General features: G+C 68.8%; 26 protein-coding genes. 14 read left to right on the plus strand and 12 right to left on the minus strand.

Going from position 1 to position 24,174, the window contains the following annotated elements:
• Nucleotides 1–30 precede the first annotated feature (30 nt).
• A complete protein-coding gene (locus ACWF0M_RS34305) occupies nt 31–987 on the plus strand; it encodes a TrmB family transcriptional regulator (RefSeq protein WP_452239904.1) in 957 nt (318 codons plus the stop codon).
• A 194-nt stretch (nt 988–1,181) separates the two neighbouring features.
• On the opposite strand, the gene ACWF0M_RS34310 is transcribed toward ACWF0M_RS34305, so the two are convergent.
• Nucleotides 1,182–2,147, minus strand: a complete 966-nt coding sequence (locus tag ACWF0M_RS34310; RefSeq protein ID WP_452239905.1) for a hypothetical protein — start codon at nt 2,145–2,147, stop codon at nt 1,182–1,184.
• A 133-nt stretch (nt 2,148–2,280) separates the two neighbouring features.
• Entirely contained in the window at nt 2,281–3,744 is a 1,464-nt protein-coding gene (locus ACWF0M_RS34315; RefSeq protein WP_452239906.1) for an MFS transporter, read from the minus strand.
• A 118-nt stretch (nt 3,745–3,862) separates the two neighbouring features.
• On the opposite strand from ACWF0M_RS34315, the gene ACWF0M_RS34320 reads away from it, so the two are divergent.
• The gene (locus tag ACWF0M_RS34320; RefSeq protein ID WP_452239907.1) at nt 3,863–4,318 is read left to right on the plus strand and encodes a MarR family winged helix-turn-helix transcriptional regulator; all 456 of its coding nucleotides are present in this window, start codon (nt 3,863–3,865) and stop codon (nt 4,316–4,318) included.
• 16 nt (nt 4,319–4,334) lie between these two features.
• Here the strand turns inward: ACWF0M_RS34320 and ilvA are convergent, their stop codons facing one another.
• Complete coding sequence (gene ilvA, locus ACWF0M_RS34325; RefSeq protein WP_452239908.1) at nt 4,335–5,537, minus strand: threonine ammonia-lyase; 1,203 nt, start codon at nt 5,535–5,537, stop codon at nt 4,335–4,337.
• Between the two features lie 53 nt (nt 5,538–5,590).
• Between ilvA and ACWF0M_RS34330 the strand changes: the two genes are divergently transcribed.
• Nucleotides 5,591–6,805, plus strand: a complete 1,215-nt coding sequence (locus tag ACWF0M_RS34330) for an aminoglycoside phosphotransferase family protein (RefSeq protein ID WP_452239909.1) — start codon at nt 5,591–5,593, stop codon at nt 6,803–6,805.
• A gap of 64 nt (nt 6,806–6,869) precedes the next feature.
• On the opposite strand, the gene ACWF0M_RS34335 is transcribed toward ACWF0M_RS34330, so the two are convergent.
• The 6 genes from ACWF0M_RS34335 to ACWF0M_RS34360 all read right to left on the minus strand — a co-directional run bounded on the left by ACWF0M_RS34335 (nt 6,870) and on the right by ACWF0M_RS34360 (nt 12,232).
• Nucleotides 6,870–7,616, minus strand: a complete 747-nt coding sequence (locus ACWF0M_RS34335) for a hypothetical protein (protein WP_452239910.1) — start codon at nt 7,614–7,616, stop codon at nt 6,870–6,872.
• A 69-nt stretch (nt 7,617–7,685) separates the two neighbouring features.
• Nucleotides 7,686–8,729, minus strand: a complete 1,044-nt coding sequence (locus ACWF0M_RS34340) for a hypothetical protein (protein WP_452239911.1) — start codon at nt 8,727–8,729, stop codon at nt 7,686–7,688.
• A gap of 173 nt (nt 8,730–8,902) precedes the next feature.
• The gene (locus ACWF0M_RS34345) at nt 8,903–9,706 is read right to left on the minus strand and encodes an ABC transporter permease (protein WP_452239912.1); all 804 of its coding nucleotides are present in this window, start codon (nt 9,704–9,706) and stop codon (nt 8,903–8,905) included.
• Nucleotides 9,706–10,488, minus strand: coding sequence for an ABC transporter permease (locus tag ACWF0M_RS34350; RefSeq protein WP_452239913.1), 783 nt, complete (start codon nt 10,486–10,488; stop codon nt 9,706–9,708). The genes ACWF0M_RS34345 and ACWF0M_RS34350 overlap by 1 nt, the downstream gene beginning before the upstream one ends.
• Nucleotides 10,488–11,435 (minus strand): ABC transporter ATP-binding protein, encoded by a 948-nt coding sequence (locus ACWF0M_RS34355; protein WP_452239914.1) that lies wholly within the window; start codon nt 11,433–11,435, stop codon nt 10,488–10,490. The genes ACWF0M_RS34350 and ACWF0M_RS34355 overlap by 1 nt, the downstream gene beginning before the upstream one ends.
• A gap of 41 nt (nt 11,436–11,476) precedes the next feature.
• Nucleotides 11,477–12,232 (minus strand): SDR family oxidoreductase, encoded by a 756-nt coding sequence (locus ACWF0M_RS34360; RefSeq protein ID WP_452239915.1) that lies wholly within the window; start codon nt 12,230–12,232, stop codon nt 11,477–11,479.
• A gap of 215 nt (nt 12,233–12,447) precedes the next feature.
• On the opposite strand from ACWF0M_RS34360, the gene ACWF0M_RS34365 reads away from it, so the two are divergent.
• The 10 genes from ACWF0M_RS34365 (at nt 12,448) to ACWF0M_RS34410 (ending at nt 19,366) form a co-directional block, all read left to right on the plus strand.
• Nucleotides 12,448–13,050, plus strand: coding sequence for a MarR family winged helix-turn-helix transcriptional regulator (locus ACWF0M_RS34365; RefSeq protein WP_452239916.1), 603 nt, complete (start codon nt 12,448–12,450; stop codon nt 13,048–13,050).
• The gene (locus ACWF0M_RS34370) at nt 13,047–14,657 is read left to right on the plus strand and encodes an MDR family MFS transporter (protein WP_452239917.1); all 1,611 of its coding nucleotides are present in this window, start codon (nt 13,047–13,049) and stop codon (nt 14,655–14,657) included. The genes ACWF0M_RS34365 and ACWF0M_RS34370 overlap by 4 nt, the downstream gene beginning before the upstream one ends.
• A 179-nt stretch (nt 14,658–14,836) precedes the next feature.
• A complete protein-coding gene (locus ACWF0M_RS34375; RefSeq protein ID WP_452239918.1) occupies nt 14,837–15,430 on the plus strand; it encodes a hypothetical protein in 594 nt (197 codons plus the stop codon).
• Nucleotides 15,427–15,750, plus strand: a complete 324-nt coding sequence (locus ACWF0M_RS34380) for a hypothetical protein (protein ID WP_452239919.1) — start codon at nt 15,427–15,429, stop codon at nt 15,748–15,750. Before ACWF0M_RS34375 ends, ACWF0M_RS34380 begins: the two co-directional genes overlap by 4 nt.
• Nucleotides 15,751–15,847: 97 nt before the next feature.
• On the plus strand, nt 15,848–16,429 hold the full coding sequence (locus ACWF0M_RS34385) for a hypothetical protein (protein ID WP_452239920.1): 582 nt from the start codon (nt 15,848–15,850) through the stop codon (nt 16,427–16,429).
• 8 nt (nt 16,430–16,437) lie between these two features.
• The gene (locus tag ACWF0M_RS34390; RefSeq protein ID WP_452239921.1) at nt 16,438–17,487 is read left to right on the plus strand and encodes a hypothetical protein; all 1,050 of its coding nucleotides are present in this window, start codon (nt 16,438–16,440) and stop codon (nt 17,485–17,487) included.
• 84 nt (nt 17,488–17,571) lie between these two features.
• The gene (locus tag ACWF0M_RS34395) at nt 17,572–18,237 is read left to right on the plus strand and encodes a nucleotidyl transferase AbiEii/AbiGii toxin family protein (protein WP_452239922.1); all 666 of its coding nucleotides are present in this window, start codon (nt 17,572–17,574) and stop codon (nt 18,235–18,237) included.
• Nucleotides 18,234–18,584: a hypothetical protein gene (locus ACWF0M_RS34400; RefSeq protein ID WP_452239923.1), complete on the plus strand. Its 351-nt coding sequence runs from the start codon at nt 18,234–18,236 to the stop codon at nt 18,582–18,584. Before ACWF0M_RS34395 ends, ACWF0M_RS34400 begins: the two co-directional genes overlap by 4 nt.
• On the plus strand, nt 18,581–18,964 hold the full coding sequence (locus tag ACWF0M_RS34405) for a nucleotidyl transferase AbiEii/AbiGii toxin family protein (RefSeq protein WP_452239924.1): 384 nt from the start codon (nt 18,581–18,583) through the stop codon (nt 18,962–18,964). Before ACWF0M_RS34400 ends, ACWF0M_RS34405 begins: the two co-directional genes overlap by 4 nt.
• A gap of 30 nt (nt 18,965–18,994) precedes the next feature.
• Entirely contained in the window at nt 18,995–19,366 is a 372-nt protein-coding gene (locus ACWF0M_RS34410; RefSeq protein WP_452239925.1) for a hypothetical protein, read from the plus strand.
• A 59-nt stretch (nt 19,367–19,425) separates the two neighbouring features.
• On the opposite strand, the gene ACWF0M_RS34415 is transcribed toward ACWF0M_RS34410, so the two are convergent.
• The 3 genes from ACWF0M_RS34415 to ACWF0M_RS34425 all read right to left on the minus strand — a co-directional run bounded on the left by ACWF0M_RS34415 (nt 19,426) and on the right by ACWF0M_RS34425 (nt 23,369).
• A complete protein-coding gene (locus ACWF0M_RS34415) occupies nt 19,426–20,703 on the minus strand; it encodes an AI-2E family transporter (RefSeq protein WP_452239926.1) in 1,278 nt (425 codons plus the stop codon).
• A gap of 31 nt (nt 20,704–20,734) precedes the next feature.
• Nucleotides 20,735–22,111: a glutamate mutase L gene (locus ACWF0M_RS34420; RefSeq protein WP_452239927.1), complete on the minus strand. Its 1,377-nt coding sequence runs from the start codon at nt 22,109–22,111 to the stop codon at nt 20,735–20,737.
• 103 nt (nt 22,112–22,214) lie between these two features.
• A complete protein-coding gene (locus ACWF0M_RS34425) occupies nt 22,215–23,369 on the minus strand; it encodes a cystathionine gamma-synthase (RefSeq protein ID WP_452239928.1) in 1,155 nt (384 codons plus the stop codon).
• A 183-nt stretch (nt 23,370–23,552) separates the two neighbouring features.
• Between ACWF0M_RS34425 and ACWF0M_RS34430 the strand changes: the two genes are divergently transcribed.
• Nucleotides 23,553–24,155: a hypothetical protein gene (locus ACWF0M_RS34430; RefSeq protein ID WP_452239929.1), complete on the plus strand. Its 603-nt coding sequence runs from the start codon at nt 23,553–23,555 to the stop codon at nt 24,153–24,155.
• Nucleotides 24,156–24,174: the final 19 nt, after the last annotated feature.

A 24,174-nucleotide genomic window follows, 5' to 3' on the forward strand; every position in this document is an offset into this window, starting at 1 on the left:
CCAGTGGCTCATATGCGCCATCATCGTCCGGTGGGTGACGAGAAGCTGAGGGCGGCCGGAATCGGTGCGTTCGACGAGCGCGTGTACCGCGTTCTTCTGACCCGTACGTCGGCCACCGCCGCCGAGCTGATGCCCGATCTCGGCGACTCCCAGGCCCGGGTGACCAAGGCACTCGGCCGCCTGCACGACCTCGGCCTCGTCGGGCAACTCGCGGGCGAAGGCAAACGCTTCGCGGCGATCGACCCGGCCAGCGGCGTCGAGGCACTCGTCCGCGACCAAGAGCGAGCCCTCGACCTGGTCCGCGTCGCGGCCCGCGAGCTCGGTGAGCTCTACCGGCACGGCGCCGGTGGACGGCAAGGCGACGAGATCGAGATCGTGCACGGCCCCGAGGCGCTCGGACGGCGGTTCGTCCAGCTGCAGCAGGAGACCACCGACGAGTTCATGGCCCTCGACCGCCCGCCGTACGTGCTGGCCACCGAGAACCCCGTCGAGGAGCGCGCGCTCGACCGCGGCGTGCGCTACCGGGTCGTGTACTCCCCCGAGGCGCTCGCGCACCCGATCGTCGGCAAGGACATCGAGCGCCTTGTCCGGGCCGGGGAGGACGCTCGGATGCTGACCGGCGTACGGGTCAAGCTGGCCATCGCCGACCGATCCACCGCACTGCTCCCCCTGTCACTCGACGTCGGCGACGGCCTCCGCGCCGCGATCGTCCACCAGAGCACGCTGCTGGACGCGCTGGTCGACTACTGGGAGCTGTGCTGGCAGCAGGCGATCCCGTTCGGCGCGGAGGCATCCGGCGAAGTCACCGACGACGACCGCGCACTGCTCACACTCCTCGTCGCCGGCCTGAAGGACGACGCGATCGCCCGCCAACTCGGCTGGTCCCTACGCACCATGCGCCGCCGCGTCCGCCGGCTCCACGAACTCACCGGCACCTCCAACCGCTTCCAAGCCGGCGCCGTCGCCATGCGCCGCGGCTGGCTCTGAACTACCCCACCCACACCACCTGCCGCGAGACAACACGCCCACCGTCGGGGTTTGACCTGCGTGGCGGTGGGTGTGAACAAGGAATTGACTGTCCACACCCACCACAGACTGTTCAACGCCGCTCCGCTTGCTGCGAACGCCCCCCACTGGGGAGTTCTACCCATCTGGATCGGCAGGGCGGACTCCCCAGTGGGTCAGTCGGAGGTGATTTGGGCGGTGCCTACGAGGACCTCTACGTCGAGGGCGGCGCGGCCGCGGCCGATCTCCACGTCCTTGGACTGGCCGGAGACGGCGCCGCTCCAGGTGACGCGGCCGAGCTGGGACTCCGTGTGGACGTGGACGTCGGAGCCGCGGCGGAGCGTGACCTGCGCCGTACCGGACTCGACGCGGACGCGGGAGCGGCCCTTCGTGATCTGGGCGTCGAGGCTGGCCGAACCGGCCTGGACGAGGACGTCGATCGGGCCGTCGACGTCGGCGACCTTCGCCGTACCGGCGGTGACGCGGACCCGGGTCAGGCCGGGTAGCCGCTCGGCGTTCACGCTGCCGCCGGTGACCTCGACCTCGACCTGGAGGTTCGGGTTGACGCGGATCGACAGCTCCTTGGCGAGGCCGTTGACGTGGGCCTTCAGGTCGGTGGGATTGCGCAGCATGCTGAAGCCGTCGATCGAGACGCCCATGTCGCCTTCGCTGCTGATCGCCAGCGTGTCGCCGTCGCGCTTGATCACGTGCGGACCGTCGACCGCGACACCGTTCACGGCCGGCTCACCGATCAGCCGCACCCGCCGCCCGATCGCCCGCACGGTCACCCGCTGCACCCCGGACGGAATCGGCACATTGCTGTGCTCCTCCTCGACCGGCTCCCCCTCCACCTCAGCCTCGACAACATCCTGCACAGTCTCGACAGGATCAGCCGGTGTCGACGAATCGACGGCGTCGGCCCACACGCTGGTGGACGGTACGTCGTCGCCCGTCGGCCAGGGCCACGGCGGCTTGCCCTCTCCGCCGTCGGCAACTCGAGCTTCGTCGACCGGCTCTGCCGTCTCGGAGGGGTCGGTCTTGAGGGCGGCGATCAGGGTGGTGGCCTCTTCGGTCGAGAGGTGCCCCTTGGCGACGCGGTCCAGGATGTCCTTGACCTTCTCGTCGTAGCTCTGGTTGCTCATACCCCCAGTCCAGCACCCCGCCGGGTCGAAACCAATCGGGGATCGCCCCGAAATGCAGTGGTGCGGACCCCCAGGGAGTCCGCACCTCTGCGTTATCTCTATCACCGCACAGCCCACGCGGGGCTGGTTGTTGTCACGCTGCCGGCGTCATCTCCTCCGACGCCAGCTCGTCCTGTACGGCGGCCAGCTCGGCAGCCTCCGCTTCTTCAGCGGCCCGACGAGCCCGGAGGCCGTACAGACCGGTCAATGCAATAACCAGGCCGAGCGCCGCGATCCCGGTCACGACACCGAGGCCCGACTTGTACGCCGACAGCACGCCGCTGGATGCGGTGACGCCGACGGTCTGGCCGCTGATCACCGCGGTCACGATCGCGAGGACCACCGCGCCGCCCACCTGGTTGGAGGTGTTGAACAGCCCGGAGGCCAGCCCCTGCTCGTGGTCCGGGACCCCGGACACGGCCTGGATGTTCAGCGACGGGAACCCGATCGCGAACCCGAGACCGAGCAGCATGATGGTCGGGAACACGGTCGAGAAGTACGCCGACTCCGGGCCGATCCGCAGGCTCAGCGCGTACCCGGCGACGAACAGCGCCATCGCGACGATGATCATCTTCTCGGTGCCCACCCGGTCGACGATCTTGCCGACGTTCGGGGACAGGGTGGCGACCAGCAGTCCGGCCGGGAGGAACGCCAGCGCGGTCTCGAACGACGACCAGCCCAGCAGGTTCTGCAGGTACATGGTGCCGATCAGCTGGAAGGCGACGTACGAACCGAAGACGGTCAGGATGGCCAGGTTCGCCCGCCGCAGCGACGCGTTGCGCAGGATGCCGAGCCGGACCAGCGGGTGCTTGGTGCGCAGCTCGATCGCGACGAAACCGGCCAGCAGTACGGCGGCGAGCACGAACAGGCCGATGGTCTGCACCGAGGCCCAACCGGCGTGCTCGGCGCCGACGACCGCGTAGACCAGGGACAGCATGCCCGCGGTGACGGTGACCGCACCCGGTACGTCGTACCCGCCGGCGGCGTTGTCCCGCGGGCTGTTCGGGATCAGCTTGATGGCGAACAGCAGCACGATCAGGGCGACCGGGCCGGGCATCAGGAAGGTCCAGCGCCAGCCGACCTCGGTCAGCGCGCCGCCGAGGATCAGGCCCATCGAGAAGCCGCTGGCGGCGCAGGTGGTGAAGATGCTGAGGGCACGGTTGCGATCCGGGCCCTCGTGGAAGGTGGTGGTGATGATCGAGAGCGCGGCCGGTGCGGTGAACGCCGCGGCCATGCCCTTCACGAACCGCGCAGCGATGAGCAGTTCGGGGTTGCTCGCCAGTGAGCTCAGCATCGAGACGGCGGCGAAGACTGCCAGTGCGATCAGGAAGACCCGGCGCCGGCCGAGCAGGTCGGCAGTGCGTCCGCCGAGAAGCAGCAGGCCGCCGTACCCGAGCACGTAGCCGGTCACGACCCACTGGAGAGAGGCAAGGGAGACGCCGAGGTCGGCGCCGATGGACGGCAGGGACATGCCGACCATGGAGACGTCCAGGCCGTCGAGGAAAATCACGCCGCAGACCACCAGGAGCGCTCCCCAGAGGCGCGCGTCCCAAGTCATGCGGGCTGGTGATGTGGTTTGCGTAGTCACGAGGAGAGACTATTGCATGCATGTGCATCTAATGTCTAGGCATTAAATGCGTTTGCATTGAATGCGCGTGCATGCTATGGTCAGCGACATGACCGTTACGAAGGTCAGCGCTGGACCTGGTGAGACCAGCGCCGATGCGAGTGCTGATGTCAGGGAGTGGCGCGAGCTGCTGGCCCGCCACGCGGACCTGACCTGCGCCCTCGACCGGGCGCTGCAGGCCGGTCATGCACTCGGGATGAGTGAGTACGAGGTGCTCGAGCGGCTCGCGGAGCTGCCGGAGCACTCTGCGAAGGTGGCGACGATCGCCAAGTCTGTGCACCTCAGCCAGAGCGCGCTGTCGCGCGTGATCGGCCGTCTCGAGGTCGCTGGCCTGGTCGAGCGGCACATGTGCCCCGAGGACCGTCGCGCCGTGAACGTCCGGCTGACCGACGAAGGCCTCCAGCGCCAGACAGAGGCCAAGCCGACCCAGCGCCAGGTGCTGTCGCAGCGCCTGCACGCACCCCTGGTGAAGACCTGCGAGCCCGTGCCCTCTTTGGATGCCTGAGGCGTACGTCCGCTGGTCAGTTGAGCGTGTAGGTGTAGCCGTTCGCGACCAGGCCGGAGAGCAGGCGGTCGCGATGGTCCTCGCCGCGAAGCTCCAGTTGCAGGGCGACCTCGACCTCTTCCAGGCTGAGGGTTTCCGAGATGCGCTCGTGCACGACCTCGAGTAGGTTCGCGTCCAGGGCGGCGATCCGGGTCAGCAGCGTGGCCAATCCGCCGGGTGTGTCCGGGATCCGCACGCGCAGCGAGAGATACCGCCCGGCCGCAGCCATGCCGTGCTGGATCACCCGCATCAGCAGCACCGGGTCGATATTGCCGCCGGACAGCACCACCACGACCGGCGGCTTGAACCGCCGCGGCTCGTCCAGTACGGCGGCAACCCCGGCGGCACCTGCCGGTTCGACCACCAGCTTCGCGCGTTCGAGCACCAGCAACAGCGCCTTGGACAACGAGTCCTCGCCGACGGTCCGCACCTCACCGACGTACCGCTGCACCGTCTCGAACGGAACCTGCCCCGGCAGACCGACCGCGATGCCGTCCGCCATCGTCGTCATCTGCTTCAGCTGCACCGGCTCCCCCGCGGCCAGTGACGCCGGGTACGCCGCCGCGCCGGCAGCCTGTACGCCGACGACCTCGACCGGCATCCCGTCGCGCTGCATCGCCGCCGCGATTCCGGCCAGCAACCCACCACCACCGGTCGGTACAACGACCGTTCGTACCTGCGGGCACTGCTCGACGATCTCGAGTCCCGTCGTCGCCTGCCCGGCCACGATGTCGGGATGGTCGAACGGATGGATCAGCACCGCGCCGGTCTCGGCCGCGAAGGCGCGCGCCGCGATCAGGCAGTCCTCGATCGACGTACCGGCGAAATGGATCTCCGCGCCATACGCCCGGGTCGCCTTCTCCTTCGGGATCGGGGCACCGTGCGGCATGAACACCGTGGCCTTCATGCCGAGCAGCTGCGCCGCCAGCGCGACGCCCTGCGCGTGGTTGCCGGCACTCGCCGCGACGACGCCGCGACGACGCTCGGCCTTCGACAGGCGCGCCATCCGGACGTACGCCCCGCGCAGCTTGAACGACCCGGTCCGCTGCAGGTTCTCGCACTTGAGGAACACGTCGCCGCCGACCAGATCGCTCAACCACCGCGAGTACTCCAGCGGCGTCGGCGCGACCACGTCGTGCAGCAGATCGGCCGCCCGCGCAACATCCCTGGCATCGATCACGGCATCACCATAGTCAGGAAAAGCAGTTGCATCGGGTACATACGCTTCAGCCCGTGAAGGTTACGGCTGTTGTAGTGCGTCCGTCGGACCAGGCGGTCCTGGTGCTGCCGTCGGGCCTTCCGCAGGTCGAGCAAGCGGACGACTTCTGGTTCCCGGACGTCGAGTCGGTACTGCGGACGCTGCGGGACGAGCACAGCATCGAGGCCGTCGTACTTACGTGTCTGTCCGAGGACCCGCTGACCTACCTGATGCTCCCGAGTGGCGAGCCGCCCGCCGGTGCGCGTTGGGTCCACGACCATCCCGTCAGCTCACCCGATCTGCCCAGCTGGACACGTCCGGAGTGGTACGGCGAAGCGCCGCAGTGGATCGCTGAGCGTCTGAAGGCGACGGGCCCGTGGTCGCAGGTGAAGACGTGGGGCCTGTCGAACGTCCTGCGCATCCCGACCGCCGACGGCGACGTCTACTTCAAGGCGCTCTCGCAGGCGTCGACCGAGACGGACACGTTGCCCTTCCTGTTCGCGAACGAGCCGCTGTTCCTGCAACGCGCCTCGACCGACCGTCCCGGCGCGGTCCCGGCGCCGTTGGCGATCGACGAGCAGCGCGCCTGGATGCTCCTGCCTGACCTCGGTACGCCGCTCGCACGCGAGACTGACATCGCGGTGTGGATCGATGCCGTGCGCAACCATGCCCGGTTACAGCGCAGCTATGTCACGGAACCCCAACGGCTGCTGGAGTACAGCTGCGCCGACCGGCGGCTCGCCGTACTCGATGCCGAGCTGGACCGGCTGCTCGAACCGAACACGCTGACCGCACGGCTCGACCAGTCCGAGCAGGCCGCGTTGCTGGACCGCGCGAAACAGTTGCGCGAGGCAATCGGCGAGCTGGCGGAGATCGGCGTACCGGAAACGTTGCTGCACGGCGATCTGCACCCGCGGAACCTCGCGGTCCGCGACGGTCAGGTACTCGCCTTCGACTGGACCGACGCGGCGCTCGCGCACCCGTTCCTGGATCTGGTGACCTTCGTCGAGAAGGCATCGCCGCTGTCGAGCGACCCCCGCGTGCGGGACGCGTACCTCGCCGAGTGGGAGGAGTACGCCACCCCACCCGAGCTCCGCCGCGCGCTGACCCTCGCCGAGACGCTCGGCGCCCTCTACCAAACAATCACCTACCTACACCTGGTAGACCACCTAACCGGCCCAAGCAAAGAATCCATGCTCCGCGGCGGCACCAACTGGCTCCAGAAGCTGCTCACGCCCCACCATCTTTGAGCACCCACCAACCATCTCGGCGGCTCGAAGATGGTTGGTGCGCGCACAAAGATGATCAGAGCTGCTAGCGGTGCAGGATTGCTAGTTGGTTGTGTAGGCCGCGGCGGACGGGTGGGTCGAGGTAGCGGTCCCATTCTGGGTGGCGTTCGCCGCGGAGTTTTGCGTAGTGGGCGAGGGCTTCGGCCAGTGCGGCCTCGCGGAGGTACCCGCGGGCGAGCGGTTGCTTGCCGCGCCCGTTCGGTCGGGGCCGGCGTTCGTACGCCGCGTTCGCGGTGAAGATCCCGAGTCCGTAGAAGACCGTGATCAGGTCGGTGAGCGGCTCGTGGTCGGGGCGGCGCGCGAGCGAGATCCGGCCGCTGCCGAGCAGCAGTTCGTGGCCGGCCTCATGGGCGTAGACCGCGATCAGCGCGACCGGATCGGAGGTCAGCGTCGGCGCGAGCTGGATCTGGTTCCGGCCGTTCCCGCGGATCCAGCGCCCGGACTGTTCCTTCACCACCAGGCTGTTCACGGACCGTCGTACGCCGTTCAGCTCGAAGCTCAGCCCGCACTGACCGGGGCGGAGATCCATCCGGTTGTCGACCCGGCCGCACAGTTCGGTCGCGGCGGCCACGCTTCCGTCGTACCCGACCGGGATCAGGTCCCCCGGCACCGCGATCGGGCGGAGCAGCACGTCCCGGCCGAACTCGGCCACCAGCCAGTCCATCGACGTCCGGATCCAGCGCCGGCTGCCGCCCGGCAACCGTTCGCGGGGCGACTTCAACTGGGACCGCAGCTGCTGACTTCGGCGGATCATTCCAATCGGATTCCTCACCCGCCGGATCATGCCAGTCCGGTGACGCGGCAAAACCTTCCGGTTCCGCAGCGTCACCGGTTATTGACATCAGGTCAGCGGTGCGCCTTCCTGGATCGACGCGATCTCGGCGTCCTTCACCAGCGACGCGAGCCGCGCGAAGGTGCGGATCCGGACCGCGCGATCGACCTCGGTCGGCATCACCGGGAGGATCGATTCCGGCCACAGCAGGTGCCGGCGGAAGCAGTACGCCGCCAGCGCGTCGGAGGCACCGCGCTCGCCGAGGTACCCGAGCGTCTGCAGGGCCGAACGTCGTCCGGGGACCCGCTCGACCGCCTGGTTGGCGAGGAAGATTCCGAACCCGTGGAACACCGCGAACAGGTCCGTCAGCGCCTCCGCGTCCGGACGGCTCCGGTCGATCAGGTGATAGCCCCAGAGCACCTCGTGACCGAGTTCATGTGCAGTGGCGGCAACGACCGCGGCAGGGTCGGCCAGAGTGGTTGCCGACAGCATCACCGCGGTCCCCTCGAGTCCGCCGGTCCGCAGATCCAGCCAGGCCGCGCGCGATCCGCTGCCGGCCGGTGACGACCAGATCGCGTCGGCGCGCCGACAGAGCTCGGCCCGGCGGTCCAGGTCGGTCTCCCGGAGGATCGCCGTACTGCGTTTCACCTCGGCCTGCAGCTCGCGCTCGGCGAGCACGTTGATCTCGGGCGCGAACCCGGCCACCGCCAGCGCGTCCACCTCGGCCGACGTCATCGTTGCCCGCAGCCCCGAAATCGCGATCAGGTCGCCGCCCTGCTCGGCGTTCAGCCGGTGCACGGCCGCGCTGCGGGCGGCGGCGCGGACCTGTTCCATCCGGAAGCTGAACCGGATCCGGTCGTCGGGCACCTCCATCCACGCGCACACCTGCAGACAGAGTTCGCGCGCCGCGCGCTCCGAGCCGTCGTACCCGGCAGGCACGAACGCACTGGGCAGCACCGGCCGCCGGCGAAGCGGCTCGACCCCGAACCGGCCGATCAGCCAGTCCAGCGAGTCCTCGATCCACTGCTCCGGCCCACCGGGCAGCAGGACCTTCGGTCCGTACAGCAGCTCTCGGTGTCGTTGCCGGCGCCGCCAAGCACCGATCAGATTCATACCCGAACTGACGCGGTCACACAGCGAGCCGTTCCATCAGCAATGTTGCAGCTGGATCACCAACCCAGCACGGTCGGCGGCCCACCGGTCAGGTCGTCGAGACGGGCCACGGAACGGGCCCGTCGGTATGCGTCATGCGGGCTCGGACGGCGCCGGAGTCCGTGGCGTTCCAGTCATTTCAGCAGGAGCCTGCCGAGGCGGCGGGAGGCGACGTACATGCCGAGGGTGCCCATGGCGGCGAGGTAGAGGGTGTGGACCAGGAGGAACCAGCTGACGTTGCCGGTGCTGAAAGCGCGTTCGAGCACGACGCCTTGGTAGAGCGGAGTGATCTCGACCAGCCAGCGGATCGCGCCGGGATAGGTCTCGACCGGGTAGAACGTGGCCGAGAACAGGAACATCGGCATGATCGCGAGCTGCACGAACTCGAAGTCCTGCCAGCTGCGCATAAACGTGGTCAGCGCCATCCCCGCGCCCGCGAACGCGAACCCGATCAGCACCGCGGCCGGCAGCGCGAGCAGTGCCCACCAGGACGAGATCAGCCCCATGATCAGCATCACCACGATGAACATCGCCGAGTAGATCGCCCCGCGCAGCAGCGCCCAGGTGATCTCACCGGTGGCGACGTCCCACGGCCGCAGCGGCGTCGCGAGCATCGAGTCGTAGAGCTTGGCGTACTTCATCCGGAAGAAGATGTTGTACGTCGAGTCGAAGATCGCACCGTTCATCGCGGAGCTGGCGAGCATCGCCGGCGCGACGAACGCGGCGTACGCGATCTTCGTGCCGTCGGACAGGGTGAAGTCGCCGACCAGGTGGGCGACGCCGATGCCGATCGAGAGCAGGTAGAACACCGGCTCGAAGAAGCCGGACAGGAACACCACCCACGACCGCCGGTAGAGCAGGAAGTTCCGCTCGACGATGTGCCGCCCGCCACCGAGCCGCACCGGAACCGGGACGACCCGGGCTGCAATAGTCGCCATCAGCCGACCAGTTTCTTGGTGAAGCCGCGGACGGCGAGGCGGGTGCCGACGAGGAACCAGGCCAGCAGGTAGACGATGTTGACGAGAGCGAGCCACGGCGTGACTGTGCCGAGGCTGAGGTTGCGGGACAGGTCGACCGCGTGCCACAGCGGACTCACGTACGCCAGCCACTCGATCCAGTCCGGCAGCTGCGACACCGGGAAGAACGCTCCGGAGAACAGGAACGCGGGCACCACGCCGAACCGGAACACCATCGCGAAACCGGAGTCGTTGTCCAGGATCGTCGCGTACGCCGCGATCGGACCGGCGACCGCCATCCCGAGCAGCAGCGCGACCGGCAACCCGAGCACGCCGAGCGGTGACCTCAGCCCGCCGAACAACGTGATGATCACCAGGAACACCGCACACGACGTGAACACCCGGAACGCGATGAACCCGAGCTGCCCGTACACCACGTCGGCCGGCCGCAGCGGTGTCGCGATCATCGAGTGGTAGAACTTCTGCCACTTCAGCCCACTCATCACCGGGTACGTCGCCTCGCCGACGGCGATCTGCATCGCGGTGGAGGCGAGCAGCCCCGGCGCGATGAACTGCAGGTAGCTGACGCCACCGAGCGCACCGGTCCCGTTGCTGTCCACGAACGACCCGAGGCCGATGCCCATCGCGGCCAGGTAGAGCATCGGCAGCAGGAAGCTGCTGATCATCGTGCCCTTCCAGGTCCGCTTGTAGACGGTCAGCCAGTAGTCGAACATCCGGCGACCGTTCTCGATCGCGAGCGCCATCAGTCCACCAACGTCCGGCCGGTCAGCCTCAAGAACACGTCTTCGAGAGTGGAGCGGCGTACCAGGACGGCGGCCGGCTCCAGGCCTCGCTCGTGCACGGCGGCGACCGCGCGCTCACCGTCGTCGGTGTAGAGCAGCAGCCGGTCCGGCAGTACCTCGATGCGCTGCGCGAGGTCCTCGACCTTGCCGGCCAGGGCGTCGTGGTCGGCGAGCATCACGTCCGGCCCGAACCGCAGCTCGGTCACCTCACGCGTCGAGTAGTCGCGGATCAGGTCGGCCGGGGATCCCTCGGCCGCGATCAGGCCGCCGTCCATCACCACGAGCCGGTCGCACAACTGCTCGGCCTCGTCCATGTAGTGCGTGGTGATGATCAGCGTGACGCCGGCCTGTTTGAGCCGGAACAGCTTGTCCCACAACAGATGCCGCGCCTGCGGGTCGAGTCCGGTGGTCGGCTCGTCCAGCAGCAGCAGGTCGGGCTTGCTGACCAGTGAGCGCGCGATCGTCAGCCGGCGCTTCATCCCGCCGGACAGCTCGTCGACCTTGACCTTCGCCTTCTCGGTCAGCGCGACGAACTCGAGCAACTCGTCCGCGCGCTCGCGGCACTCGGCCCGGCTGAGACCGAAGTACCGCCCGTAGATGGTCAGGTTCTCCCGGACGGACAGCTCGGTGTCGAGGGTGTCGTCCTGCGGGCAGACCCCGAGCCGCGCACGGATCGACGGCCCGTCGGTGGCCGGGTCCAGGCCGAGGATCCGGAGCGTGCCGCCGCTGGTCGGCGAGACCGCGCCGATCATCCGCATCGTCGACGACTTGCCCGCGCCGTTCGGCCCCAGGAACCCGAACGCCTCACCACGCCACACGTCCAGGTCGATGCCCCGAACCGCCTCGAAGTCGCCGTACGACTTGCGCAGCCCGCGAACATGAACCAAGGACTCCCGCTGCTCACTCACCTGACTGACACTAGACGGACCGTCAGACAGTTTCCTCTGCGTCAGCCTCTTCCTGCATAAGGCATGCCGGCTGCCATGACCGTCAGCGTCGGTACCGCGACGGACGTCGGCAGCTGCGCGATCTGCACCACGAAGGCGGCCACGATCTTCGGGTCGAACGTCGGCTCGACGGCGATCGACCCGTCCGGCTGGAGCACGCCCTGCTCCATCCGGGCGGTCATCGCGGTCGCGGCGTTCCCGATGTCGATCTGGCAGGCAGTGATGCCGTGCGCACGCCCCTCCAGTTCGAGGCCCTTGGTCAGACCGGTGATGGCGTGCTTGCTCGCCGTGTAGGCGATCCCCTGCGGCCGCGGTACGTGCGCCGAGATCGATCCGTTGTTGATGATCCGCCCGCCCTTCGGGTCCTGCCGGAGCATGACGCCGTACGCCGCCTGCGCGCAGAGGAACGACCCGGTCAGGTTGGTGTCCACCACCTGCCGCCAGTCCTCCTCCCGTACGTCCTGCACCGCCGCGGCCGGGGACCCGGTGCCCGCGTTGTTCACGAGTACGTCGACCCGCTCGAGTCCCCCGAAGAACCGCCGTACCGCCTCCCCGTCAGCGACGTCGAGCACCGCGGTCCGCACGACGCCCGCCTCCCCGCTCCCCGCCGCCGCGTCAGCGGCTGCGGCGGCGGTCTCCTGCAGCTTCTCCTCAGTCCGGCCCGTCACCCACACGTCGAACCCCGCACCGGCCAACGCGAGCGCCATCTCCCGCCCCAGCCCAGACCCACCACCTGTAACTACTGCAACCCGCGTCATGCCGTCACCCTTCTACCTCGCCGGACTGCCGTCCAGAATGGCAGCCCTTCGCCCTACGAACCGCTCCGGCCCGAGCCAGACGTCGTCAGGACAGCTCAGCGGGTCTCGCTGCGGACAGTGATCGTCCGGCGACCGAGAGCAAATGAGTGGCGACTCAGTCAAAGATTGTGGAAACTCATTTGCGTGTATCACGCAAGCATGTATATGCTTGCAGCATGCAAGTAAACGACGCGTACACCCCGCAGACCCCCATCGAGGGCGTCATGCACGCGTTCACTCGGATCGGGCGCCGCCTGAAGGCCAAGCAGCCCGGCGACACACTCGACCACAGCGCGCACATCGTGCTGTTCGCGCTGCGGTGCAACGGCGCCCTGCGGCTGTCCGACCTCGCCGGGAAGCTGGAGCTCGACGCCTCCACCGCGAGCCGCCACGTCCGGTCCCTGGAGCAGCTCGGCCTGATCCGCCGCTCCCCCGACCCGGACGACGGGCGCGCGTTCCGCGTCGAGCTCACCGAGCAGGGCATCGAGCAGTGGGAGGCCAGTGCCCGGCACCGGATGGAGCTGCTCAGCGCCGCCATGGAGGGCTGGTCCGAACAGGACGTGCAGACCTTCGAGCGGCTGATGACCCGCTTCGCGGACGGCGTCGCCGCCCACACCGAAGCCCCCAGCAGCGCCGCCTGGGCCGACAAGGGCTGGGCCGCGGTCGCCCCGCGACTGCAGTCCGCCGCGGCACAGCGCCGTACCGACAAAGACTCCGCGGCCGGCAGCGACCCTGCCGCCCGCGAGAACACCGACAACAACCTGGAGAGCACCAGATGAGCACCACAGAACCCGCCACCGCCGGCGGGGCTGCACCAACCGACGGTGGTCCCAACTACCTGTCCCACAAGCAGATCCTGGTCGTCCTCGGTGGACTGATGGCCGGCATGTTCCTCGCCGCCCTGGACCAGAGCATCGTGGGTACGGCGCTGCCGCGCATCGTCAGCGAGTTCAACAGCCTGGACAAACTGTCCTGGGTGGTCACGGCGTACCTGCTGACCTCGACCGCCTCCACGCCGCTGTGGGGCAAGGTCTCCGACCTCTACGGCCGGCGTCCGCTGTTCATCGCGGCGATCGTCACCTTCCTGGCCGGCTCCGTGCTGTCCGCACTGTCGCAGAACATCGAGATGCTGATCGGTTTCCGGGCCGTCCAGGGTCTGGGCGCCGGCGGCCTGATGTCACTCGCGTTCGCCACCATCGGCGACGTGATCCCGCCGCGCGAGCGCGGTAAGTACATGGGGTACTTCGGTGCCGTCTTCGGCCTGTCCTCGGTGGCCGGCCCGCTGCTCGGCGGCCTGCTCACCGACGGTCCCGGCTGGCGCTGGATCTTCTGGATCAACCTGCCGATCGGCCTGGTTGCCCTGGGCATCGTCAGCGCGGTCCTGAAGCTGCCGCACGTGAAGCGCTCGCACAAGATCGACTACCTCGGCGCCTCCACCGTGGCCGCCGCGGTCACCTCGCTGCTGCTGGCCGTCTCCTGGAGCGGCCCGACCAACGGCTGGGGCACCGCTACCACGATCGCTCTGCTGGTCGCGTCCGTCGCATTGGCCGTCGCGTTCGTGCTGATCGAGCTGCGGGTGGCCGAGCCGATCATCCCGATGGACCTGTTCAAGGGCCGGATCTTCTCCGGGTACGCCGGGTTCGCGTTCCTGCTCGGCTTCGCGATGTTCGGTGCGCTGATCTTCCTGCCGCTGTACCTGCAGGCGGTCAAGGACATGTCCCCGACCCGCTCCGGCCTGGCGCTGCTGCCGATGATCGTCGGTATCTTCTCCGCGTCGATCCCGAGCGGCCAGCTGATGAGCAAGACCGGCCGGTACAAGATCTACCCGATCATCTCCGCGGTCATGGTCGGCGCCGCGATGGTGCTGCTGTCCACGCTGAGCCTGACCACGCCGTACTGGCAGCTGGCGATCTACATGTTCGTGATGGGCGCCGGCCTGGGCCTGTCGATGCAGATCACCGTCACCGCGGCGCAGAACAGCGTGCCCCGGCAGCACATGGGCACCGCGACCTCGTCGATGACCTTCTTCCGCTCGATGGGTGGCGCGATCGGTACGGCGGTCTACGGCGCCGTACTGACCACCCGGCTGAAGGACCACCTGACCGACATCGTCCCGAACGCCACCCAGGGCATCGTCGACGGGCTGGCCAAGGCGGCCAACAGCGTCCAGGCCCTGCACGGGCTGAAGGAGCCGATGAAGGGCTGGGCCCTGCACGGTCTGGTCGACGCGATGGGCGACGTGTTCCTGGTCTCCCTGCCGTTCCTGGCGATCGCACTCGTCATCGCGATCATCACGCCGGAGCAGCGGCTGGCCGGCCGCAACGACGCCCCGAAGGCCGAGGGCGAGGAGTCGCTGGAGTCCTCGGCCGCCGCAGCCATGCACTAAGGGTCATGCACTGAGCCGCGTCATCGAACTGAGACCGAACTTCGGTTGACCTACCCGACAGCCGCCCTGGGAAGCTTCCCAGGGCGGCTGTTTTTCTGTTGTCCACGAGCAGGACGTCCGCCTGACCCCTCGGAAGACTTAGTTTCGACACGTACCGCGACGACAGGACTGCCGCCAGGATGAAGACACTTGACCGGCCGCTGGACGACGACGACCGCGCGATGGCAGACATCGCCGAGGTCCGAGACTGGCGACGCCTCGCCGGCCCGCAGGCGGGTGAGACCGGACCAGTTCCGGTCCGCCGCCTGATCCGTCGCGTGAAGTCCGGGACGAACTGGAAGCCGTGGCCGATCAGCCGCCGTACGGTGATCGACGACCAGCTCGACGGCTGGGGCTTCCTGACCCGCCGCAACACCGAGCTCGCGGTGTACGACGACCAGGTGCTGCCGCACAGCCCGTTCAGCGGCTGGGTCGCGTTCGCGATCGAGCCGTACGACGTGGAGGCTGCGGCCGCCGGACTCGACGAGCACTGGCCGGCGAAATTCGACCTCGCCTGCCGGCACTGGGGACAGCCGTCGTACGTCGGAGTGGAGAGCAAGACCGGTTTCGAGGACGACTGGGCCCCCGGCGCCGGGACCGGCCGACGTCACCTGGCGGTCTGGACGCCGCCGGGCGCCCAGATCCACCTGTACAGCAACAAGCCGACGGCGAGACCGCTGTCGGTGTCGGTCGGCATCAACTACGTGGTGTACCTCAACGAGGAGGGCTCATGACAGAAGTCGACGAGCGCCGGGCTGCCCGGACCGCTCTGCGCGACCAGATGGCGAACGGCGACACCAGGCCGCCCACCGGAGAGCAGAGCAGCGTGTCGCCGGAGTCCTTGGCCGAGACGTCTCGACGCGTCGCGACGATGGTCGGCGCCGGGCCGGCGGGTCTGTCCCCCGAGCTGTTGAAGAGCGTCCAGGCCGCGACGCGTCCTCCGGTCGCCCCGGGTCAGGAGCGCACCGGCGAGACCTCCGGCGTACGCAACGAGTCCAGCCGGTTCGAGCCCGGCAAGAACAACGGCACCGGCAAGAGCACACCCGAACGCTAGACCAGAACACCAGAATCAGCAGGTCGGCCCACTGACCTCGTCGCGCCCTACGGTGGCAGACGACGGCTTGAGCACTGACGGAAGGAACAAGCCCGGAATGAAAACCCAGGACAGGCCACTCGACGAAGACGCAGCAGCGATGGCCGACTTCGCCGAGATCGCCGACTGGCGGCCGATCGCCGGACCGGACAACGACGACACCGGTCTCGAGGTGGTCAGGGCGATCGTGCAGCGGGTCACCGCGGCCACCAACTGGACGCCCTGGCCGCTCGAGGCCGGCGAGCAGATCGACGACGTGCTCGCGTCGTGGGGCTTCACCACCAAGCGCGGCAGCACAGTGATCGTGTTCCCCGGACTCGCGTTCGCCGACGCCCGGAACAGCGGCTGGTCGGCGTACGAGATCCAGCCCAACGACGTCCCCGCCGCCGAGGCCGGGCTCGACGAGCACTGGCCGGCGATGCTCGACCTGGCCCGCCAGCACTTCGGCGAGCCGGACTACGTCGGTGACGACAGCAGTCCCACGTTCGTCGACGAGTGGCGACCGGGCGCGGGGGCCGACAAGCGCCACCTGGCCGCCTGGGTCCGCCCGGGCGCGCAGTTCCACCTGTTCAGCAGCAAGCCGACGCAGGATCCGCTGACCGAAGCGGTGGGCGTCACGTATGCGGTCTACATCGACTAGGAGCATCCATGTCACAGCCCACCGAAAGCCCCGCGAGAGGTAACTGGGCCGAAAGCCTGGACCGCCTGGGAGAGCTGTCGCCCCAGGGATGGGAGAACCTTGCGACGATCGCGCAGTTGCAGCAGACCGACTTCGATCGGCTGATCCGGAACGCCCAGAAGGTGCCGCTGAAGGACCGGTTGAACGACAAGGTCCACGCCGCCACCGCCCGCGTGCACGCGGTCTACAGCCAGACGTCGCACCGGTTGAGCACCAGGGCGCAGGAACTGGCGACGCAGGCTGGCCAGTACGTGCAGGCCGGCCGCGAATGGGGCGACCAGCAGGTCACCCGGGCCACCGAGTTCGGTGGCCGGCAGGTCACCCGCGCCGTCGAGTTCACGGACCGGCAGATCGACCGGGCCGACCGGCAGATCGACCGCGCCATCGAGTTCGGGGACCGGCAGATCGACCGCGCCGCCGCGTTCACGGACCGGCAGGTCGACCGGGCCCTCGAATTCGGTCAGCAAGCCGCCGGCACGTACCAGGCCGGTGTCGAAGCGGCCGGCAAGGGCATCAAGGCCGGGCGCGAGTGGAGCGGCCAGCAGGTCACCCAGGCCGCCGAGTTCGGTGGCCGGCAGGTCGACCGGGCCGCCGAGCTCGGCGGCAAGGCGATGGCGGCCGGGAAGGGTGCGGTCGACCGCGCGTCGCGCTGGATCGAGACCCAGAAGACCCGGGTGTCGGTCGCGGCCGAAGGCGCTCGCGCGACCATCGCCGCCGCGAGGTTCGACAAGAACATGCCGGGCGCGACCCCGAAGGACCTGACGCAGCTGAGCCAGCAGCACAGCCGCATCATGTCCGGTCCGACGCTGGAGTCCCGTCTGGAAGCGGCGCAGAACGTCGCCCAGCAGCTCCAGAAGCAGGTCGAGGCTCAGGCCACGCACGCCGCGCTCGGCGGTATGGCCCCGGCCGGAAAGGCCGTCAACCAGAGTCAGCCCACGCAGACGCAGCAGACGACGGAGCAGACCGCCAACAGCAACCTGCAGAAGAACACCGACAACAAGGGCATCGGCAGTCGCTGACACAGCGCCCCCGAAGCACCACAGAAGACGCCGTCGAGCCCCGCTCGGCGGTGTCTTCCGTTTCGCACCCGGCAGACTGACCCCATGAACCCGCTGCAGACCCGGATGGCCACCCTCGGCCTGCGAGCCCTGGCCCCGTACGGCTTCGTCCTGGCCGGCGGCTACGCGCTCCAGGCCCACGGCTTCGGGGACCGCGAGTCCGACGACATCGACCTCTTCACGAACGACCTCGACCCCGGCCATTTCGCCGAGGCCGTCGACCTCCTGGTCGCCGCCTACCGCTCCGCCGGGCTCCACACCGAGGTCGTACGGCGGGCGCCGCTGTTCGCCCGGCTCGTGGTCGAGTCGACCGTCAAGGCCGATCTGGGGGTGGATCATCGGCAGCAACCACCAGTCACCATGGAGATCGGCGCGGTGCTGTCCGAGGCCGACGCGATCGGCAGCAAGGTCGGCGCCGTGTACTCCCGGCTGGAGCCTCGCGACTTCATCGACGTCCAGTTCGTCCTGGACAGTGGCAGGTACGACCGGGACACCCTGCTCGAGCTCGCCGACCATCGCGAGGCGAACCCGCTGGACCGCCAGATGTTCGCCGGCCAGTTACGAGCCGGAGCCCGGCTCCCGGACTCCGGCTTCGCCCGGTACGGCGCACATCCCGAGCAGATCTCGCGCATCCGGCGTACGGCGAGCGAATGGGCCGCGACGCTCACCGACGGCCGGATGGACGGGCCGTCTGGAACGATAGGCTCATGAGTAACAAGCACGAGGCGCAGCCCGGCGACACCTACGCGTCGATGATCCCGTACATCGTGCCCGAGTCACTGGACCTGCTCCGGGGGCCGACCGCAGGCGTCATCGACCTGCCCACGCGGCTCGACTGGGGACCGAACAGTTCGTACGACCTGGCGAACATCGACGAAGCGACCGCCCTGTACAACAAGGTGATCAGCGAGGCGTCGACCCAGGACGACCTGACCCAGTACCTCAACCGTGACGTACTGGTGGCCCTCTGGTCGCGGCTCCGGCTCCCCCGCCGGTGCGCACAGCTCTGGAACCAGGCGTTCCCGCAGCTGGCCGCCGGTGACGGAACCCGAGGATGAAGCCAGAGCACGAACGCGCCACCCGCATCGCCCTGGACGCAGTCCGCGACAAGGGTTTCGCGCTCGCCGGCGGCAACGCCCTCTCCCGCCACGGCATCGGACGCCGCGAGTCCGACGACGTCGACCTGTTCACCAACCAGATGAACCAGGATGTAGGCGAGACGGCCGGCGATGCCCGGCAGGCGTTCGAGGAGCAGGGCTACAGCACGGAGATCGTTCGCCAGGGCCCGCACCACGCCCGCATCGAGGTCGCGATGGGCGACGAGAAGGCCCAGATCGACTTCGGCAAGGACTTCCGTAGCAAGCCTCCGGTCGAGTCCGAGGTCGGTCCGGTGATCTCCGTCGAGGACGCGGTCGGCTCCAAGGTCGGCTCGATCTAGACCCGCGGTGAGGCCAAGGACTTCGTGGACGTGGACGCCGCCATGCAGGCCGGGTACTCCACCGACCACCTGCTCCAGCTGGCCGACGCCCGGGAGGCCTCGCCGCTGGACCGGCCCATGTTCGCCAGCCTGCTCGACGACGCCCGGCGGATCCCGGACGCGCAGTACGCGGAGTACGGCCTCGACCCGGTGCAGACGGCCGGGCTGAAGGAGCGGATGGGCGCCTGGGCGAACCAGATCCGGACCCGCGAAGCCAATCCGGACATCGACAAGTCGGTGGGCTTGATGAACTCCGGACAGGCGATGCCCGCGGAGGTTCAGGCTGCAGGCTCGGCCGGCGCCTCCGGGCGCAGGGGACAGGCGTTGAATCAGGAGCGGGCCAAGGGCGAGCGGGGTAGCTGAGTCTGCTCGTCTGCGATGGATGGAGGGTGTCTGACGCTAACCCTGCACCGTTGGAGCGGCTAGTCGGTGGGGGTTGGGTGGGGGCGGCGTCTGGGGAGAGGTCTGGGGAGGGGTCTTGGGGGTTCTGGATCCACGTCGTGGCCGGCCAGGTGGTTCACGATGGCGTTCAGGACGGCCGCGGTCGGGACCGCGACCAGCGCGCCGACGATGCCGGCGACGACCACGCCGGTGGCGATCGAGAGGATGATCGCCAGCGGGTGCACGCTGACAGCGCGGCCGAGCAGGAACGGCTGCAGGACGTGCGCCTCCAGCTGCTGTACGCCGATCACGACCGCGAGCATCACGATCGCGATGATGGGGCCCTTGGCAACCAGCGCGACGAGAACCGCGACCGCGCCGCTGATCAGGGCGCCGACGACCGGGATGAACGAGCCGACGAACACCAGGATCCCGATCGCGCTCACCAGCGGCAGGCCGAGGATCGCGGCGCCCAGCGAAATCCCGATCGCGTCGACCGCGGCGACGACCACCGTGGCGCGGACGAACGCCGTCAGCGAGATCCACGCCTTCCGGCCCGACGAGTCGGCCTTGACGCGGGCCCGGCGCGGGAACAGCCGGACCACCCACGACCAGATCTGCTCGCCCTGGTACAGGAAGAAGAACAGGCAGAACAGCGAGATGAACAACCCGGCCACCAGGTGCGTCGCCGTCGTACCGACCGCTGCCGCCTGCTGACCGAGCGCGCCGCCGGACGTGACCTGCTTCTGCAACTGCTTGAAGAGGCTGGTGATGTCCGCGTCGGTGAGGCCGAAGTTGATCCGGGCCAGGTCGCGCAGCTTCTGCACGCCTTCGCCGACCTGGTTGGACAAGTCCTCGAACTGCCCGGCGATCTGCGTGCCGACCAGCGTCAGCAGGCCGGCGATCACCCCGAGCGTCGCGATCACGGTGATGCCTGCCGCGGGCCCCCGCGGCAGGCGGAGCTTCTGCAGGCCGTTGGTGACGGGGATCAGGAGCGCGGTGAGGAGTACGCCGACAGTCACCGGTACGACGACCTCGGACAGGTACCGCATCCCGTAGCCGATCACCCCGACGGCCGCGACGATCACCAGGAACCGCCACGCCCACGCACTGGCGATCTCCATCGCCGGCGTCACACCGTGATCCACCTTCGTCGACCGGGCAGCCGCCGGCGCCTCGACCACGTCAACTGCCGGCGCGGCTACCGCGTCGACTGGTGGGTCGGCTGCTGGCTTGCTGGATTGCTCAGGCACGTTGTTGTCCGCCACCGGACTCGGCTGGTCGTGCTCCCCGGTCCCGTCCCGCCCCGACTCGCTCATCCCACCTCCGCAAGCTGATGTGTTGACGAGACTAGTGCCCGGCCAGGCCTGTTCCATGAATGTGGGCAGCCAGGCCCTCCGCAGCCTTGGGGGCATCGTCCGCGAGCAGGCCGACCGCAGCGAGAACGTAGTCCGCGTCGACGCACACCTCAGCGTGCTGCGGGACGAGCCACCCCTCCTCCTGCGCGTTCGTCCCGATCGAACCGAGGATCCGCGCCGCGACCTCCGGCGGATTGTGCCGCAGCACTCCCCCGGACCCGACCAGCAGATCGACCTCGCGCAGATCCTTCCCGGAGCGCTCGATCACCCGTCCACCCGGCCCGAACACGATCCGCTGCCGCCCCGCGTGCCGGCGCAGCGCGACCGTCGCGGCAACGCTCGCCAGCGTCTCGTCGTACGACGCCTCATGCCCACTGTCCGGAAGGTACGACGGGTCCGCCCGCCGGCGTTCGGCCGCCGCGTGCAACTCGTCCACGTCCGCGATCAGACCGGCCTCGGTGCCGGCGGCAACGACCGGTACGGCGCTCCAGCGCATCCCGAGATCGCCTTCGACAGTCCGGGTCACGGGATGCGGCGCCACCACCTCGCGTCCGAGGTTCGCGTCCTCGGGGTCGAGCTCGATCACCGAATGTACGTCGGTGGTGGCGCCGCCGATGTCCACGACCGCCACGTCACCGTGCAACGCGGCGAGCACCTCGACACCCCGCAGTACGACGTCCGGCGTCGCGGCGCGGATCATGCGCGCGAAGGACGGGTCACGCGACAGGTTCTTCCCGCCGATCACGTGCTCGAGGAACATCTCGCGGATCGCGGCGCGGGCACTGTCCGGCGCGAACACACCGATCTCGGGTACGACGTTTTCCGCCAGTACATGCGGCACGTCCGCCGCGGTCAGTGTTTCCGCGATTTCCGTCTGCGCTTCGATGTTGCCTGCGACAACGACCGGTTTCCACCACTTGTACTTCGCGAGTGTCGCGGCGGCCTTCAGCAGTACGGCCGAGTTGCCGCCGTCGGTGCCGCCGAGCAACAGGACGACGTCCGGGCGGTCCTTGCGCAGCTCCTTCTGACTCGTCGCGTTCAGCCCACCGCTGACGACCGCCACGACGCGACCGCCGCTGGACAACGCCACCCGCTTGCCCGCCTCAGCGGTCACGAGCTCTTCGTTGCCCACGACACCGATCCGCAGACCACCGCCCGCACTCGAACAGGCCAGTACCTCGGCGTTCCGCACGCCACGGTCGGCCGCTTCGAGTACGACGCGACAGGCCTGCCACCCGTGCATGACGTCGGTGTCGATCGTCGTACGGTGCTCGGCCCGGGCCACAAGCTCGCCCGAGCCGGAATCCACCGCAACCGCCTTAGTGAACGTCGACCCGAAGTCGACCGCCACCACCAGGCTCACACCCACCCAACCTCTCCATCCGCAGCCACCCACCCTCAACTCCCAGCCACCCCGCCGCACACATTTGCTGGGTCAACCAGCCAATTGGCGGGGGTGGCGTGGGCGGTTGTTAGGAGAGGGCGTGGTCGAGGTCCTGCAGGAGGTCGTCGATCGTCTCGATGCCGACGCTCAGGCGGATCAGGTCCGCGGGGACCTCCAGCGGCGTACCGGCGACCGAGGCGTGCGTCATCTTGCCGGGGTGCTCGATCAGGGACTCGACGCCACCGAGGGACTCGCCGAGGATGAAGACCTCGGCCTTGTTGCAGATGTCCAGCGCCTGCGCCTCGCCGCCGGAGACCCGGAAGCTGACGATCCCACCGAACCGCTTCATCTGCTTGGCGGCGGTCTCGTGGCCCGGGTGCCCGTCGACGCCCGGGTACAGCACCTGGCTGACCGACTGGTGCCGCTGCAGGAACTCGACGACCTTCTCCGCGTTGTCGCTGTGCCGGTCCATCCGGACGCCGAGCGTCTTGATGCCGCGCAGTACCAGCCACGAGTCGAACGGCCCGGCGACCGCGCCGATGGCGTTCTGGTGGAAGGCGATCGTCTCCGCCAGCTCGGCGTCCCGCACGATCAGCGCGCCACCGACCACGTCGGAGTGCCCACCCATGTACTTCGTTGTCGAGTGCACGACTACGTCCGCGCCGAGCTCCAGCGGCTGCTGCAGGTACGGCGAGGCGAACGTGTTGTCGACGACGAGCAGGGCGCCGGCGTCGTGTGCGATCTGGGCCACGATGGCGATGTCCGCGACGTTCAGCAGCGGGTTGGTCGGGGTCTCCAGCCAGACGACCTTCGTCTTCCCCGGCTGGATCGCGGCCCGGATCGCCTCCGGGTGGGTGACCGCCGCGGGCGTCATCTCGACACCCCAGGTGCCGAGAACGCGGGCGAACAGGCGGAACGTGCCGCCGTACGCGTCGTCAGGGAACACCACGTGGTCACCCGGCACGCACAGCGAGCGGATCAGGGTGTCCTCCGCGGCCAGACCGCTGGCGAAGGCGAAACCGCGGGTGCCGGCCTCGATCGCGGCCAGACACTCCTCCAGCGCCGTCCGGGTCGGATTCGCCGAGCGGGAGTACTCGTATCCGTTGCGCAGCCCGCCGACGCCGTCCTGCTTGTAGGTGCTGGTCGCGTAGATCGGCGGCACGACCGCGCCGGTCGTCGGGTCAGGCTCGTTCCCGGCGTGGATGGCGAGCGTTTCGAAGCCGTAGTGGTGTTCCTTGTTCACCGGACCAGCGTACGGCCTGGTCTACTCGGGCCTCGCACGACCTCCGGTGCTGAGACGATCCTATGGATCCGAGTTGTCCACAGGCGCGTCGTACCGGCTGGCGAATGACCCATTGCGCCGCCTACGGTTGCGCACAGGGAGTTATCTATCGGGTCATCAAGAGTCGCGGTCAGGGAATCGGGTATGAAAGGACGACGGGGCCGGATGAAGACGCAGGACAGGCCGCTCGACCAGGACGACCTGGCGATGGCGGATCTCGCCGAGATTCCGGACTGGGCCGTCATCGCGGGTCCGGACGGCGACGAGGCCGGGCCGGAGGTCGTGCGCGCCCTGGTGCACCGGGTGATGGGCCAGACGTCCTGGCAGCCGTGGCCGCTGCAGGCCGGCGAGGCGATCGGCGCCGACATGGTCTCGTGGGGCTTCACCACGCGTCGCGGCACCACGATGATCGTGTTCGACGGTCTGGCGTTCCCGGACTGCCCGGACAGCGGCTGGTCGGCGTACGAGATCGGTCCGGACGACATCGCCGCAGCCGAGTCCGGGCTGGACGCGCACTGGCCGGACCACCTCGCGCTCGCGACCAGGCACTGGGGACAGCCCGACTACGTCGGTGACGAGGGCAGTCCGACGTTCGCCGACGAGTGGGAGCCCGGTGCCGGGACCGGCCGCCGGCATCTGGCCGTCTGGCTGCGTCCGGGCGCCCAGATCCACCTCTACAGCACAAAGCCCAGCAAGGACCCGCTGACGACGTCTGTCGGGGTCAACTACGCCGTGTACATCGACTAGGAGACCCCCGTGAGCGAGC

This window comes from Kribbella sp. NPDC055110 (assembly GCF_053607525.1).

Coding starts and splice junctions, on each gene's coding strand:
- ACWF0M_RS34430 (WP_452239929.1), top strand. CDS start 23,553: ATGAAAGGACGACGGGGCCGGATGAAGACGCAGGACAGGCCGCTCGAC.
- ACWF0M_RS34310 (WP_452239905.1), bottom strand. CDS start 2,147: ATGAGCAACCAGAGCTACGACGAGAAGGTCAAGGACATCCTGGACCGC.
- ACWF0M_RS34415 (WP_452239926.1), bottom strand. CDS start 20,703: ATGAGCGAGTCGGGGCGGGACGGGACCGGGGAGCACGACCAGCCGAGT.
- ACWF0M_RS34375 (WP_452239918.1), top strand. CDS start 14,837: ATGAAGACACTTGACCGGCCGCTGGACGACGACGACCGCGCGATGGCA.
- ACWF0M_RS34345 (WP_452239912.1), bottom strand. CDS start 9,706: ATGGCGACTATTGCAGCCCGGGTCGTCCCGGTTCCGGTGCGGCTCGGT.
- ACWF0M_RS34390 (WP_452239921.1), top strand. CDS start 16,438: ATGTCACAGCCCACCGAAAGCCCCGCGAGAGGTAACTGGGCCGAAAGC.
- ACWF0M_RS34340 (WP_452239911.1), bottom strand. CDS start 8,729: ATGAATCTGATCGGTGCTTGGCGGCGCCGGCAACGACACCGAGAGCTG.
- ACWF0M_RS34370 (WP_452239917.1), top strand. CDS start 13,047: ATGAGCACCACAGAACCCGCCACCGCCGGCGGGGCTGCACCAACCGAC.
- ACWF0M_RS34315 (WP_452239906.1), bottom strand. CDS start 3,744: ATGACTTGGGACGCGCGCCTCTGGGGAGCGCTCCTGGTGGTCTGCGGC.
- ACWF0M_RS34380 (WP_452239919.1), top strand. CDS start 15,427: ATGACAGAAGTCGACGAGCGCCGGGCTGCCCGGACCGCTCTGCGCGAC.
- ACWF0M_RS34405 (WP_452239924.1), top strand. CDS start 18,581: ATGAAGCCAGAGCACGAACGCGCCACCCGCATCGCCCTGGACGCAGTC.
- ACWF0M_RS34365 (WP_452239916.1), top strand. CDS start 12,448: ATGCAAGTAAACGACGCGTACACCCCGCAGACCCCCATCGAGGGCGTC.
- ACWF0M_RS34350 (WP_452239913.1), bottom strand. CDS start 10,488: ATGGCGCTCGCGATCGAGAACGGTCGCCGGATGTTCGACTACTGGCTG.
- ACWF0M_RS34320 (WP_452239907.1), top strand. CDS start 3,863: ATGACCGTTACGAAGGTCAGCGCTGGACCTGGTGAGACCAGCGCCGAT.
- ACWF0M_RS34360 (WP_452239915.1), bottom strand. CDS start 12,232: ATGACGCGGGTTGCAGTAGTTACAGGTGGTGGGTCTGGGCTGGGGCGG.
- ACWF0M_RS34395 (WP_452239922.1), top strand. CDS start 17,572: ATGAACCCGCTGCAGACCCGGATGGCCACCCTCGGCCTGCGAGCCCTG.
- ACWF0M_RS34400 (WP_452239923.1), top strand. CDS start 18,234: ATGAGTAACAAGCACGAGGCGCAGCCCGGCGACACCTACGCGTCGATG.
- ACWF0M_RS34385 (WP_452239920.1), top strand. CDS start 15,848: ATGAAAACCCAGGACAGGCCACTCGACGAAGACGCAGCAGCGATGGCC.